The organism is Pseudomonas sp. NFPP25, assembly GCF_900116505.1.
GTDB classification, from domain to species: domain Bacteria; phylum Pseudomonadota; class Gammaproteobacteria; order Pseudomonadales; family Pseudomonadaceae; genus Aquipseudomonas; species Aquipseudomonas protegens.
In genome coordinates this window covers 400,376-413,486 of record NZ_FPBG01000007.1, presented here as the reverse complement: position 1 = coordinate 413,486, position 13,111 = coordinate 400,376, and the positions used below count along the sequence as shown (strand labels likewise).

At 65.3% G+C, this 13,111-nt stretch carries 13 protein-coding genes; 6 read left to right on the top strand and 7 right to left on the bottom strand.

Features of this window, described 5'->3' with window-relative positions; all coding sequences use genetic code 11:
* The first annotated feature begins 25 nt into the window (after nt 1-25).
* Entirely contained in the window at nt 26-1,069 is a 1,044-nt protein-coding gene (locus BM382_RS27295) for an FUSC family protein (RefSeq protein WP_011061994.1), read from the top strand.
* Here the strand turns inward: BM382_RS27295 and glp are convergent.
* A complete protein-coding gene (glp, locus tag BM382_RS27290) occupies nt 1,066-2,271 on the bottom strand; it encodes a molybdopterin molybdotransferase MoeA (RefSeq protein ID WP_072444304.1) in 1,206 nt (401 codons plus the stop codon). The genes BM382_RS27295 and glp overlap by 4 nt on opposite strands.
* A complete protein-coding gene (gene moaB / locus BM382_RS27285) occupies nt 2,268-2,807 on the bottom strand; it encodes a molybdenum cofactor biosynthesis protein B (protein ID WP_015636134.1) in 540 nt (179 codons plus the stop codon). The genes glp and moaB overlap by 4 nt, the downstream gene beginning before the upstream one ends.
* Nucleotides 2,808-3,033: 226 nt before the next feature.
* On the opposite strand from moaB, the gene mobA reads away from it, so the two are divergent.
* The 3 genes from mobA (at nt 3,034) to fdhD (ending at nt 5,534) form a co-directional block, all read left to right on the top strand.
* Nucleotides 3,034-3,648: a molybdenum cofactor guanylyltransferase MobA gene (mobA, locus tag BM382_RS27280; protein WP_011061997.1), complete on the top strand. Its 615-nt coding sequence runs from the start codon at nt 3,034-3,036 to the stop codon at nt 3,646-3,648.
* Nucleotides 3,649-3,757: 109 nt separating this feature from the next.
* Nucleotides 3,758-4,648: a LysR family transcriptional regulator gene (locus tag BM382_RS27275; RefSeq protein WP_011061998.1), complete on the top strand. Its 891-nt coding sequence runs from the start codon at nt 3,758-3,760 to the stop codon at nt 4,646-4,648.
* 58 nt (nt 4,649-4,706) lie between these two features.
* Nucleotides 4,707-5,534: a formate dehydrogenase accessory sulfurtransferase FdhD gene (gene fdhD / locus BM382_RS27270; protein WP_072444306.1), complete on the top strand. Its 828-nt coding sequence runs from the start codon at nt 4,707-4,709 to the stop codon at nt 5,532-5,534.
* Between the two features lie 72 nt (nt 5,535-5,606).
* Here fdhD and moaE read toward each other — a convergent pair whose 3' ends face one another.
* Genes moaE through moaA form a run of 5 tightly spaced genes read right to left on the bottom strand, consistent with a single transcriptional unit; the run spans nt 5,607 to nt 8,768 of the window.
* A complete protein-coding gene (gene moaE, locus BM382_RS27265; protein ID WP_072444309.1) occupies nt 5,607-6,065 on the bottom strand; it encodes a molybdopterin synthase catalytic subunit MoaE in 459 nt (152 codons plus the stop codon).
* Between the two features lie 2 nt (nt 6,066-6,067).
* A complete protein-coding gene (gene moaD, locus BM382_RS27260) occupies nt 6,068-6,319 on the bottom strand; it encodes a molybdopterin converting factor subunit 1 (protein ID WP_011062001.1) in 252 nt (83 codons plus the stop codon).
* On the bottom strand, nt 6,316-6,798 hold the full coding sequence (gene moaC / locus BM382_RS27255; RefSeq protein ID WP_036996513.1) for a cyclic pyranopterin monophosphate synthase MoaC: 483 nt from the start codon (nt 6,796-6,798) through the stop codon (nt 6,316-6,318). Before moaC ends, moaD begins: the two co-directional genes overlap by 4 nt.
* A 26-nt stretch (nt 6,799-6,824) precedes the next feature.
* Nucleotides 6,825-7,724 carry a bestrophin family protein gene (locus BM382_RS27250; protein ID WP_072444311.1) on the bottom strand — a complete coding sequence of 300 codons (900 nt, stop codon included), beginning with the start codon at nt 7,722-7,724 and terminating at the stop codon, nt 6,825-6,827.
* Nucleotides 7,725-7,769: 45 nt separating this feature from the next.
* Nucleotides 7,770-8,768 (bottom strand): GTP 3',8-cyclase MoaA, encoded by a 999-nt coding sequence (moaA, locus tag BM382_RS27245; RefSeq protein WP_041118959.1) that lies wholly within the window; start codon nt 8,766-8,768, stop codon nt 7,770-7,772.
* A gap of 456 nt (nt 8,769-9,224) precedes the next feature.
* On the opposite strand from moaA, the gene BM382_RS27240 reads away from it, so the two are divergent.
* Nucleotides 9,225-11,549 carry an FdhF/YdeP family oxidoreductase gene (locus BM382_RS27240; RefSeq protein WP_072444313.1) on the top strand — a complete coding sequence of 775 codons (2,325 nt, stop codon included), beginning with the start codon at nt 9,225-9,227 and terminating at the stop codon, nt 11,547-11,549.
* A gap of 128 nt (nt 11,550-11,677) precedes the next feature.
* Entirely contained in the window at nt 11,678-13,099 is a 1,422-nt protein-coding gene (locus BM382_RS27235) for a cytochrome ubiquinol oxidase subunit I (RefSeq protein WP_072444315.1), read from the top strand.
* Nucleotides 13,100-13,111 lie beyond the last annotated feature (12 nt).

The following is a 13,111-nucleotide window of genomic DNA, read 5'->3' as shown; positions in this document are numbered from 1 at the left end:
CCTGCGGGGCATCACCCTGCCACCTTTGCTGCGCCGCCTGCTGCGTCCCGTGCTCGACCCGTACCGGCGCTACCGTCACGCCCGGCTGATCCACGCGGTGCGGGTCGCCCTCGGCCTGATCGCCACCATCCTCCTGACCACCGGCCTCAACCTGCCCCACGGCGAATGGGCCTCGGTAACCATGCTGGTGGTGATCGGTGGCCTGCAGCACCACGGCAACATCGGCAAGAAAGCCGCGGAACGGGCCATCGGCACCCTGGTGGGCGCCGGGGTCGGGCTGGTGCTGGTGGTGCAGCAGGCCTACTTCGGCCACCCCTGGCTGACCTACCTGGGCATGTCGGTGGTGTGCGGCTACTTTTCCTATCACGCCATCGGCAAGGGCGGCTACACCGCGCTGCTGGCGGCGATCACCGTGTTCATCGTCGCCGGCCACGGTGACAACCAGGTCAGCGACGGCCTGTGGCGGGCGGTGGACATCCTCATCGGCATTGCCCTGGCCCTGGCGTTTTCCTTCGCCATTCCGCTGTATGCGGTGTACTCCTGGCGCTACAACCTGGCCAGCGCCCTGCGCGACTGCGCGCAGTTGTACGGGCGGATCATCAAGGGCCAGTCGGTGACCGACGACGAGCACCTCAAGCTCCTGGGCCGGGTCAACAGCGCCATGCTGCAACTGCGTTCGCTGATGCCTTCGGTGTCCAAGGAAGTACGGATTTCCATGACCGAGCTGGACGCCATCCAGCGCAACCTGCGCATGTGCATCAGCACCCTGGAGATCCTCGGCAACACCCGCCCCGATGCCAGCGACCCGCAGGCCATGGCGCAGATGCAACTGGCGCTCAAGGCCGAGCACCGGCAGATCCGCGTCCAACTGATCGGCATGGCCCGGGCCCTGCAATCGGGGGTCACCCAGCGCCTGGAGAAATCCGTGGAAGGCCACCCCGAAAACGCTCTGGAGGCCCCGGTGTATTCGGCCCTGGATGGTTACCGGCTGCTGACCCGGCAACTGGCCGCGACCCTCGGCGAGATGCACCAGCGCCTGGCCAAGAGCGCCCGGCACTGGAAGATCTAGAACAGCTCGCTGAAAGGAATGAAGGGCGCCCGATCCCCTGCCTGCAAGGTCCGGCCCTCGACGATTTCCACCAGGCCATCGGCCCAGGAAGCCCCCAGCAACACCCCGGAACTCTGGTTCGGATAAAGCACGGCGCGGCCGTTCTCCAGGCGCGCTCGCAGGTACTCGCGGCGCTTGCCGGCCTTGGGCCAAGCGAAGGCCACAGGCACCTCGACGCTCAGCGGCGCCACCTCCTGTACCCCCTGCAGCCGCAGCAGGTAGGCCCGGGCCAACAGGCCGAAGGTCACCAGTGCCGAGGCCGGGTTGCCCGGCAGGCCGATCACCGGCACCTGTCCGAAGTAACCCACGGTCAGGGGCTTGCCGGGCTTGATGGCGAGTTTCCAGAACAGCGGCCGGCCACTGTCCCTGAGCACCTGCCCGAGGCAGTCGGCATCCCCGGCGGAAACGCCGCCGGTGGTCAGGATCAGGTCCGCGCCATGCTGCAACTGCTCCAGCCTGAGGCGGGTGTGCTGCGGCCGGTCGGGCAGGATCCCGGCGTCGATCACCTCGCAGCCCAGGGCGTCCAGCCAGTGCCTGAGCAGGGTGCGGTTGCTGTTGTAGATGCAGCCGGGGCGCATGGGCGTGCCCGGCTCCAGCAATTCATCGCCGGTGGACAGCAGCGCCACGCGCGGGCGGCGCACCACCTGCAACTCGGTGCAGCCCTGGGCGGCGGCCACCGCCAGCTCGAAGGGGCCGAGGCGCTTGCCGGCCTGCAGCAACACCTCGCCGGCGCGGTTCTCCTGGCCCTGGGGGCGAATGTTCTGCCCCGTTTTCAGGGCCTGGGTAAAACGCACCCGGCCGTCTTCCAGCAGCTCGACGTTCTCTTGCATCTCGACGCAGTCGGCGCCTTCGGGCACCGGGGCGCCGGTGAAGATCCGCGCACAGCTGCCCGGTTGCAGGGGCGCACCGGACTGCCCGGCGAACACGGTCTGCGCTACCGGCAACGGTGCACCGTCCCAGTGCTGCAGGTTCAGGGCGTAGCCGTCCATGGCACTGTTGGGCCAGGGCGGCAGGTCCAGGGTCGCCACCAGGTCGGTGGCCAGCACCCGTTGCCGGGCCTGATCCACGGTCAGGGTTTCGCTCTCCGGCAGGCGCTGGGCGTCGGCCATGGCCAGCAGGCTGGCCAGTGCCTCTTCCACCGGCATCAGTGGGTTCTGGCTCATCCCCGGCTCTCGCAGGCCTGCACCGGCTTGAGGTGCGGCACGAAGTTGCATGGCCGGTGTCGGGCATCCAGCTGCTCGGCGAGGATGCCTTCCCAGGCGGTGCGGCAGGCCCCGGTGGAGCCCGGCAGGCAGCACACCAGGGTGCCGTTGGCCAGCCCGGCCAGGGCCCGGCTCTGCACCGTGGAGGTGCCGATATCGAGAATCGAGATGGCGCGAAACAGCTCGCCGAAACCGTCGATGTGCTTGTCCAGCAGGCAGCCCACGGCTTCCGGGGTGCTGTCGCGGCCGGTAAAGCCGGTGCCACCGGTGATCAGCACCACCTGGATGCGCTCGTCGGCGATCCAGGCCGCCACCTGGGCGCGGATCTTGTACAGGTCATCCTTGAGCAGGTTGCGCTCGGCCAGGCTGTGGCCGGCCTCCAGCAGGCGGCTGACCAGCAGTTGCCCGGAGGTGTCAGTGGCATATTCCCGGGTATCGCTGACCGTCAGCACGGCCATGTTCAAGGGTACAAACAACGCATCCGACTTCACGCTCATGTCATTCTCCGACCGGCAGGCTAAAAATCATGAACCCAGGCTAAAGGCCCGCCGACGCGGCTGTCTAATCGTTCTGGCTGACCGGATTATCGATGCGCTCTATCATCCTGCCGGGCCCTGCCAGGGGGCCGATAAAGCCCGTCAATCGGCCATTCAACACTTCCGATTGGACGTACCCGAAGGACAATGCCATCGTTTGCGCCACCTACTTGATATGCGTCCTGCCATGACCCAGACCCAGCCCGCCCCCGCCTGTTCCCTGCCCTGCTCGATCCTGCTGCTGGCCGGTGGCCGCGGCTCGCGCATGGGCGGCCAGGACAAGGGCCTGGTGGCCTGGCGCGGCCAGCCGCTGATTGCCCATGTGCAGGCGGTGGTGCGGCCCTTGAGCGATGACCTGATCATTTCCTGCAACCGCAACGCCGAGCGCTACCGGGCCTATGCCGACCGCTTGGTGGAGGACGGGCAGAAGGATTTCCCCGGGCCCCTGGCCGGAGTCCTGGCCGGCCTCGCGACGGCCCGCCACCCCTGGCTGCTGGTGCTGGCCTGCGATGCGCCGCAGATCGACGCGGCGCTGATCCAGGCCCTGCTGGATGCCCGCGGCAACGACACCAGGCCGGTGATGGTGCAGCAGGCCGGGCAATGGCAACCCATGTTCAGCCTGATCCCCACGGCGCTGCTGGGCGACCTGCGCCAGGCCTGGGACAACGGCGAGCGCAGCCTGCTGCGGGCCCTGGCCGCCCATGGGCTGAGGCCCCTGCCCTGCGCCGCGGACGATCCGCGGCTGAGCAACTTCAATACCCCTGAACTACTGTCTGAAGCAGGCCCCAAGCCCCTGGCCTGAACAGCGCCGGAGGTGCCCAAGGGCGCGACCGGGCAAGGCCCCAGGCCTTTTCATGGGCGCAACACCTGCGTTATTACTGAACCCGACTTTTCCCACAACAGGTGCCACCGTGGACATCAAGCAACTCAAGTTTCTGATCGCCCTGGAGCAGACCCGGCACTTTGGCCAGGCCGCCGCGCGCTGCCATATCACCCAGCCGACCCTGTCCATGCGCCTGCGCAATCTTGAGGATGAACTGGACCTGATCCTGGTCACCCGTGGCCAGCGCTTCGAAGGCTTCACCGAAGCCGGCGAGCGGGTGCTGGCCTGGGCCAAGACCCTGCTGGCAGCCCATGACGGGCTGTTCGCCGAAGCCGCTGCCTGCCGCGGGCAACTGGTGGGCAAGCTGCGCCTGGGGCTGGTACCGCTGAGCGGCTTCAACCCCATCAGCTACGTGCAGCAGCTATCGTCGAGCTTCCCGGAACTGCAGTTCAGCCTGTCGTCCATGAGCTCCGACCGGATCATCGAGGACATCGGCAACAACCAGCTGGACCTGGGGGTCTGCTACCTGGACCACGTCAACCCCAACTACCTGGACTTCTTCGAGATCGGCGAGACCCGGGTCGGCCTGCTCTACGACACCCGGCACTTTCATTTCGAAGGCACCGAGATGAGCTGGGAGGACGCCGCCGAACTGCCGCTGGGCATGCTCAGCACCGGCATGCACTATCGCAAGTCCATCGACCTGAGCTTTCGCAGCCGCGGGCTGAACCCGCAGCCGATCCTGGAAAGCGACTCCACCTACCAGCTGTTCCAGGCGATCCACGAAGGCTTCTGCTGCTCGATCATGCCCCTGGACAGCGGCCTGGATTCGCCCATCGAGAACCTGGCCTTTATCCAACTGCCGGATGCCAGCGTGCTGGCGCCACTGGGGCTGGTGATGCGCAAGACCGAGCCGCGCTCGGCGATTGCCGAAAAGTGCTTCGCCGAAGCCAAGAAGCTGTTTGCGATCAAAGAGTGAATCAATGCCCCAGGGCCGCCCATGGCCCTGGGCAAATCGAATGCAACGAGGTGTGGTCATGGTTTGCCGGATCGAACAAACGGAGCAACAACCCGAGGCCAATGCGCCGGCGCCGGCGCCGCAGCGGGTGGCCTATCGCGAGTACAGCGCCGACGGCCCGTTGGCCGAGGCGCCGCTGGCCGCCGAGATCGCCCTGGCGATTACCTACAACGGCCTGAGCCAGGCGGTGATGATGGTGTCTCCGGGCAACCTGGAAGACTTCATTCGCGGCTTCAGCATCACCAACGACATCGTCAATGACCTCGGCGAAATCTACGACATCCGCCTCAGCCACTTCCCCCAGGCCTGCCAGGCCGACGTGGAAATTTCCAGCCGGGCGTTCTGGGCCCTCAAGGACCATCGCCGGCAAATGGCCGGCACCAGCGGCTGTGGTCTGTGCGGAGTGGAGGCCCTGGAACAGGCGCTGCCGCAACTGCAGATCCTCGAACCCGCGGCCCTGCCACCTGCCGAGCATCTGCAGGGCCTGCGCGAGCGCATCGAACAGGCCCAGCACATGGCCCGCAGCAGCGGCGCCCTGCATGCGGCGCTGTACTTCGACGAACAGGGCGAGGTGCGCCTGTGCCAGGAAGACATCGGCCGCCACAACGCCCTGGACAAGCTGATTGGCGCGCTGCTGCAGGCCGGGATCGATGGCCGCCAGGGCTTCACCGTGGTCACCAGCCGTTGCAGCCTGGAACTGATCCACAAGGCCGTGCGCGCCCGCCTCGGCACCCTGGTCAGCCTCTCGGCGCCGACCGCACTCACCGTGCAATGGGCCAACAAGCATCGCCTGAACCTGATCCACGTCCCCCACCGCAACGCCCCACGGATCTACAGCCCGGTGTAAATGCACCACGCCGGATGACATGCATCCGGCGTGGCTAGCCCCTTCCCTCAAGCCTCTGTCAGCGGCATAAGCTCAACGTTCTACACCCCAACGTTCGGCCGCCTGCCGGTCGCTCTCGCGGCCGTCGATCCAGCGTTCGCCGGTCGGGGTGACTTCGCGCTTCCAGAACGGGGCGCGGGTCTTGAGGTAATCCATGATGAAGGCGCAAGCCTCGAAGGCCGCTTGGCGATGGGCGCTGGCCACCCCGACAAAGACGATGGGCTCACCCACCTGCAGCAACCCCACCCGGTGCACCAGGCTCACCCGGTTCAGCGGCCAGCGCGCCTGGGCCTGCTCCACGATGCGCTGCAGCGAGCGCTCGGTCATGCCCGGGTAGTGTTCAAGAAACAGGCTGTGCACCGCCTCCCCCAGGTTGAGATCGCGCACATAACCGACAAAGGTCACCACGCCGCCGACGCTGGCGTCGCCGGCCTGCAAGCCGGCATTCAGCTGGTCGAGGCTCAACGCCTGGGTCTGCACCTGGATGCTCATGCTCAGCCTCCGGTCACTTGCGGAAAGAAGGCGATTTCATCGAAGTCCTCGATGGCCGCATCGAGCTTGCACAGTTCCTGGTTCAGCGCGCACATCAGGCTGTTCTCCCCCAGCACCTGCGCCCAGGTTTCACCCCGGGCCATCAGCCGCTGGCGCAGGTCCTCGACGGTGCGCAGGCTGGCATCCAGGGGCAGTTTCTCGCCACCGCAGCCCAGTTGCTCACGGTAGCGGGCAAAGTAGTTGACCAGAATCATCGGGCCTCTCCTGCGATAAAGGTGCCGGACTTGCCGCCCTGCTTCTTCAGCAGGTGCAGCCCTTCGATGACCATGGCGCGGTCCACCGCCTTGCACATGTCATAGATCGTCAGCGCCGCCACGCTGGCGGCGGTCATGGCTTCCAGCTCGACCCCGGTGGCGCCGTTGAGCCGGCAGCAACTGGTGATCTGCACCCGGTCCGGCGGCAGTGCCTGCAGTTCGATGTGGATCCCGGTGAGCAGCAACGGGTGGCACAGGGGGATCAGTTCGTGGGTCTTCTTTGCCGCCATGATCCCCGCGATGCGCGCCACGGCGAACACATCGCCCTTGGGATGACCCTGGTCCTGGATCAGTTGCAGGGTGGCCGGGAGCATGCGTACCCAGGCCCGAGCCTGGGCCTCGCGCTCGGTAGCGGCCTTGCAGGTGACATCCACCATGCTGGCCCGGCCCTGGTCGTCCAGGTGAGTGAGTTCATTCATGTGCAACCTCGGATAACAACAGTGGATCAGCTCAGGACATAGTCCACCGGCTCCAGCGCCGGCGGCAGTTCGGTGGCCCCCAGGGCTTCGAGAATCTCGCGCTCGATGTTGCGCACGATGGCGCTCAGCGGCAGGTCGTTCTCGTCGTGGCCGAAGGGGTCTTCCAGCTCGTCGCCAATGGCGTCCAGGCCGAAGAAGGTGTAGCTGACGATGGCGGTGAAGATCGGCGTCAGCCAGCCCAGCGGCTCGGCCATGGCAAAGGGCAGGAGGATGCAGAACATGTAGCTGGTGCGGTGCAGCAGCAACGTGTAGGGAAACGGCAGCGGCGTGGCCTTGATCCGCTCGCAGGTGGATTGCGCGCCGGTGATGGCTGCCAGTTGATTGGCCAGCAGCAGGTAGCGCCATTCGCTGAGCCGCCCCGCCTGGGCCTGGTCCGAACACTGGCGCGCGATCTGGCGCAGCAGGCTGTCCGGCAGGTTGCTGGTGCTTGCCGGCGGCAACTGGCTGAGCCAGGTTTCGGCAGCGCTCAGTTCATCTTCGCGGCGCAGCCGGGCCTTGAGGGCATGGGCGAAACCGCACAGGTCACCCAGGATCGCGCTGCGCGCCCGGGTGTCTTCAAGCACCTGGGTTTCGCGGATCATCGAGCGCACCTCGGTCACCACCGTGCCCAGGGCCTTGCGCGCTTCGTACCAGCGGTCGTAGCAGGCGTTGTTGCGAAAGCTCATGAAGATCGACAGCGACAGGCCGAGCAAGGTGAACGGGGTGGCATTGACCTTGGAGAAATACGCCGGGTGCAAGGTCTCGATCAGCACGATGGCCGAGGCCAGCAGGGTCACCAGCAGGCTGCGCAGGGCGATGCGCTTGGCAATCGACCCCTTGAGGGAAATCAGCACGCTGATCAGGTTGGGTTTGGATCTGACGATCATCGGGGTAGAACCTTTGCACAATGAAAAGCCGAGATGAGCAGCGGTTCAGCCGCCGGTCATGTTCATGAAGCGCACCACCTGCACCTCGTCGTTGAGTTCGAAGTGATGGCTGTAGGGCTTGAGCTTCATCGCCTCGACTATGGCCCGCTGCAGGCGCCCGGTATCGCCGGGGTGAGCGCGCAGCACGGCCTTGAGGTCCACCGAGTGCTCGTTGCCCAGGCACAGCAGCAAGCGGCCTTCGACGGTCAGGCGCACGCGGTTGCAGGTGCCGCAGAAGTTGTGGCTGTGGGGCGAGATGAACCCCAGGCGAATGTGCGGCGCCTCGGCCAGGCGCCAGTAGCGCGACGGGCCCTGGGTCGACTCGGCGGACTCGATCAGGGTGTAGCGCTCGGCGATCCGCTCGCGAACCCGGGCACTGGAAAAGAACGCATCGCTGCGGCTGTGTTCGCTGATGGTGCCCAGGGGCATTTCCTCGATAAAGGAGATGTCCAGGCCGCGGTCGATGGCAAAGGCTACCAGTTCGTTGATCTGCCGGTCGTTGCGCCCCTTCATCACCACACAGTTGAGCTTGGTGCGCTCAAAACCGGCGGCAATCGCCGCGTCGATGCCGGCGACCACCTGGCCCAGCTCGCCAGTGCGGGTCAGCTGCCGAAACAGGGTCGGGTCCAGGCTGTCGAGGCTGATGTTCAGGCGCTTGACCCCGGCGTCGAACAACGGCGCGGCCAGCTTGCCCAGTTGCGAGCCGTTGGTGGTCATGCACAGCTCTCGCAGCCCGGGCAGCCGGGCAATGTCCCGGCACAGCTGGACCACCCCGGGGCGGATCAGCGGCTCGCCGCCAGTGAGGCGGATCTTGCGGGTGCCCAGGGCCACGAAACGTTCGGCCAGCTGGTACAGCTCCTCCAGGGTAAGAATGCGTTGGCGCGGCAGGAACTGCATGTCCTCGGCCATGCAATACACACAGCGAAAATCGCAGCGGTCGGTCACCGACATGCGCAGATAGTCGACCCGCCGAGCGAAGCCATCGAGCAATACCTGATCTGACATCCGAGCCTCTTTCGACGGTGGGAATCCATCGCGATTAGTTGAAGTTCTTCCACACAAGCACATGCAGAAGGTGTTATTGGCGGCAAGATTAAAAGCCATTAAAAGCCCCGTCCAATCGCTATTAACAACTGGCTGATCAATACAATCTATCGCTCCTCAAATCGCTTCCAACAAAGACCGAAACAAACAACCATCTATTTGATATATATAGATTTTTAACGCTGATAGAGGCTTTCGATCAGCCGGTCATTAATTGCGATTAGACAGCGGCCACGGGTGACGAATAGGCTTTATTCGTGGCCCATATAACGAGCCCTGAAAGTTACTCCACGCCAATAAGCAATACCGAACTCAAACAAGTTCACAACAACCGCATTTAGCCTGTGCAGTCAAACAATCACTGACATCGATTCAATGTCGGCCGGTTGCCTGCGTGCGCTGTATTGGAGAAATATCATGAGCGAAGTTGATCGATACAAACCCTACAAGGGCGCCGCTGCCGGTTGGGGGGCGCTGATCGCAGTGACCAAGAACTGGCTGGGCAGCGAGAACGCCTTCAAGAACATCCGCGCCATGCTCAAGACCAACCAGAACGGCGGCTTCGACTGCCCCGGCTGCGCCTGGGGCGAGTCGCCGGAAAACGGCCTGGTCAAGTTCTGCGAGAACGGCGCCAAGGCGGTCAACTGGGAAGCCACCGGGCGCCTGGTGAACCCGGCCTTTTTCAACAAATACACGGTCTCGGCCCTGGCCGCGCAGAGCGACTACTGGCTCGAGTACCAGGGCCGCCTGACCCACCCCATGCGCTATGACGCCACCCAGGACCGCTATGTGGAAACCACCTGGGACGAAGCCTTCGACCTGATTGCCAGCCACCTAAAGGGCCTGGACTCGCCCAACCAGGCGGAGTTCTACACCTCCGGCCGGGCCAGCAACGAGGCGGCCTACCTGTACCAACTGTTCGTGCGCGCCTATGGCACCAACAACTTCCCCGACTGCTCCAACATGTGCCACGAGGCCAGTGCCGTGGGTATGTTCGAAAGCGTCGGCGTGGGCAAGGGCACGGTGGTGTTCCATGACCTGGAACAGGCCGACGCGATCTTCGTCATCGGCCAGAACCCCGGCACCAACCACCCGCGGATGCTCGAGCCACTGCGCGAGGCGGTGAAACGCGGTGCCCAGGTGATCTGCTTCAACCCGCTCAAGGAACGTGGCCTGGAGCGTTTCCAGCATCCGCAGCACCCGCTGGAGATGCTCACCAACGGCTCCGAGCCCACCTCCTCGGCCTACTTCCGCCCGGCCCTGGGCGGCGACATGGCGGCCTTTCGCGGCATCGCCAAGTTCCTCCTGCGCTGGGAGCGCGAAGCCCTGGCCAACAATGGCGAAGCGGTGTTCGACCGGGCCTTCATCGCCGAACACACCTCGGGCCTGGACAGCTACCTGGCCGAAGTCGATGCCACGTCCTGGAACCACATCGTCGAGCAGTCCGGCCTGAGCCTGGCCGACATCGAGCTGGCCGCGCGCATGTACCGCAAGGCCAAGCGCGCGATCATGTGCTGGGCCATGGGCCTGACCCAGCACACCCACTCGGTGCCGACCATCCAGGAAGTGATCAACGTGCTGTTGCTGCGGGGCAATATCGGCCGTCCCGGCGCCGGCCTGTCGCCGGTGCGCGGCCACAGCAACGTGCAGGGCGATCGCACCATGGGCATCAACGAACTGGCGCCCACCGAGCTGCTGGATGCCCTTGAGGCGCGCTTCGGCTTCAAGCCGCCCCGAGAGCACGGGCACAACACGGTGATGGCGATCTCGGCCATGGAACAGGGCCGGGCCAAGGTGTTCATCGGCCTGGGGGGCAACTTCGCCCAGGCCACCCCGGACACCCCGCGCACCCACGCGGCCCTGCGCAACTGCGAGCTTACCGTGCACATCGCCACCAAGCTCAACCGCAGCCACCTGGTGACCGGGCGCGAGGCGCTGATCCTGCCGTGCCTGGGCCGCACCGATATCGACATCCAGGCCAACGGCCCGCAAGGCATCACCGTGGAAGACACCTTCAGCATGGTGCATATCTCCCACGGCCAGCTCAAACCCAAGTCGCCGCACCTGCGTTCGGAACCGGCGATCATCGCCGGCATCGCCAACGCCACCCTGGGCCAGCACCCCATCGACTGGCTGTGGGCGATCGAAGACTACGGGCGCATCCGCGACCTGATCGCCGACACCATCCCCGGTTTTTCCGACTTCAACCTCAAGCTGCTCAACCCCGGCGGCTTCCACCTGGGCAACGACGCCAGCCAACGGCGCTGGAACACCGCCACCGGCAAGGCGCGGTTCATCCCCAGCGAGCTGCCGGAACACCTGGTCAGCGCCGGGGTGCGCAAGCTCAAGGTCAAGCCCGACCTGATCCTGCAGACCATGCGCTCCCACGACCAGTACAACACCACCCTGTATGGCCTGGACGACCGCTATCGCGGGGTCTACGGCATGCGCGAGGTGCTGTTCGCCAACGAGGACGACATCCGCCGGCTGGGCTACGAGCCGGGGCAGAAGGTCGACATCGTGTCGCTGTGGGATGACGGCCGGGAACGCCGGGTCAGCGGTTTCACCCTGATCGCCTACGACATTCCCGCCGGCCAGTCGGCCGCCTACTACCCGGAGACCAACCCCCTGGTGCCCCTGGAAAGCTATGGCGACCGCACCTACACGCCGACCTCCAAGTTCATCGCCATCCGCCTGGAGCCGGCGGCGGCCAGCAACCTGATCCAGTCCGTCGGCGTTTGACCCGGCCGGAGCGGCCAAGGCGCCGCTCCAGCCTGCCCCGCGCAGCCTTTTGCCGTACGCCGCGAACCCGGGTTCACGGCGGCCGGAAGGCGCCTGCGCGGGCCCCCAGCCATTACGAGGGTATCGTCATGTTTCATCTACATGCGCTCGACCTTGCACGCATCCAGTTCGCGTTCACGGTCTCGTTCCACATCATCTTTCCCGCCATCACCATCGGCCTGGCCAGTTTCCTGGCGGTGCTCGAAGGCTTGTGGCTCAAGACCCACAACAGCACCTACAAGGACCTGTACCACTTCTGGTCGAAGATTTTCGCCGTCAACTTCGGCATGGGCGTGGTTTCCGGGCTGGTCATGGCCTACGAGTTCGGCACCAACTGGAGCCGCTTCTCGGACTTCGCCGGGAGTATCACCGGCCCTCTGCTGACCTATGAAGTGCTGACCGCGTTCTTCCTCGAAGCGGGCTTTCTCGGGGTCATGCTGTTCGGCTGGAACCGGGTGGGTCGCGGGCTGCACTTTTTCGCCACGGTGATGGTGGCCATCGGCACCCTGATCTCGACCTTCTGGATCCTCGCCTCCAACAGCTGGATGCAGACGCCCCAGGGCTTCTCCATCGTCGATGGGCGGATCATGCCCATGGACTGGCTGGCGATCGTCTTCAACCCGTCCTTCCCCTTCCGCCTGATGCACATGGCGATTGCCGCATTCGTCGCCACGGCGTTCTTCGTCGGATCGAGCGCCGCCTGGCACCTGCTGCGGGGCAACGACACGCCGCCGGTGCGCAAGATGCTGTCGATGGCGCTGTGGATGGCGCTGATCGTGGCACCGATCCAGGCGGTGGTCGGTGACGCCCATGGCCTGAACACCCTGGAGCACCAGCCGGCGAAGATCGCTGCCATCGAAGGCCACTGGGAAAACCACGGCAGCGAACCCTCGCCCCTGGTGCTGTTCGGCATTCCCAACATGGACGGCGAGAAAACCGACTACGCCGTGGAAGTGCCCTACCTGGGCAGCCTGATCCTGACCCACAGCCTGGATAAGCAGATCCCGGCGCTCAAGAGCTTCCCCAAGGAAGACCGGCCCAACTCGGCCATTGTGTTCTTCAGCTTCCGCATCATGGCCGGCCTGGGCATGTTGATGATCCTCACCGGGTTGCTGGGCCTGCTGCTGCGACGCAACGGCGGGCTGTACCGCAACCGCCTGTTCCTGCGCCTGGTGCTGTGGATGGGCCCCAGCGGCCTGATCGCCCTGCTGGCGGGCTGGATCACCACCGAAGTCGGGCGCCAGCCCTGGGTGGTGTACGGCCTGCTGCGCACCAGCGACGCCGCCTCCAACCACAGCGTGGCGCAACTGAGCATCTCCCTGGCGCTGTTCGTGGTGATCTACTTCTCGGTGTTCGCCGTGGGCATCGGCTACATGATGAAGCTGGTGCGCAAGGGCCCGCAGCCCCACCACGAGCACCCGCCGACCCACCCTGTCGGCCAGGAGCCAACACCGCGCCGTCCACTGTCCGCCATCGCCGAGACCTTTGCGTCCAGCGACCAACACCACTGAAACAAGGGATAT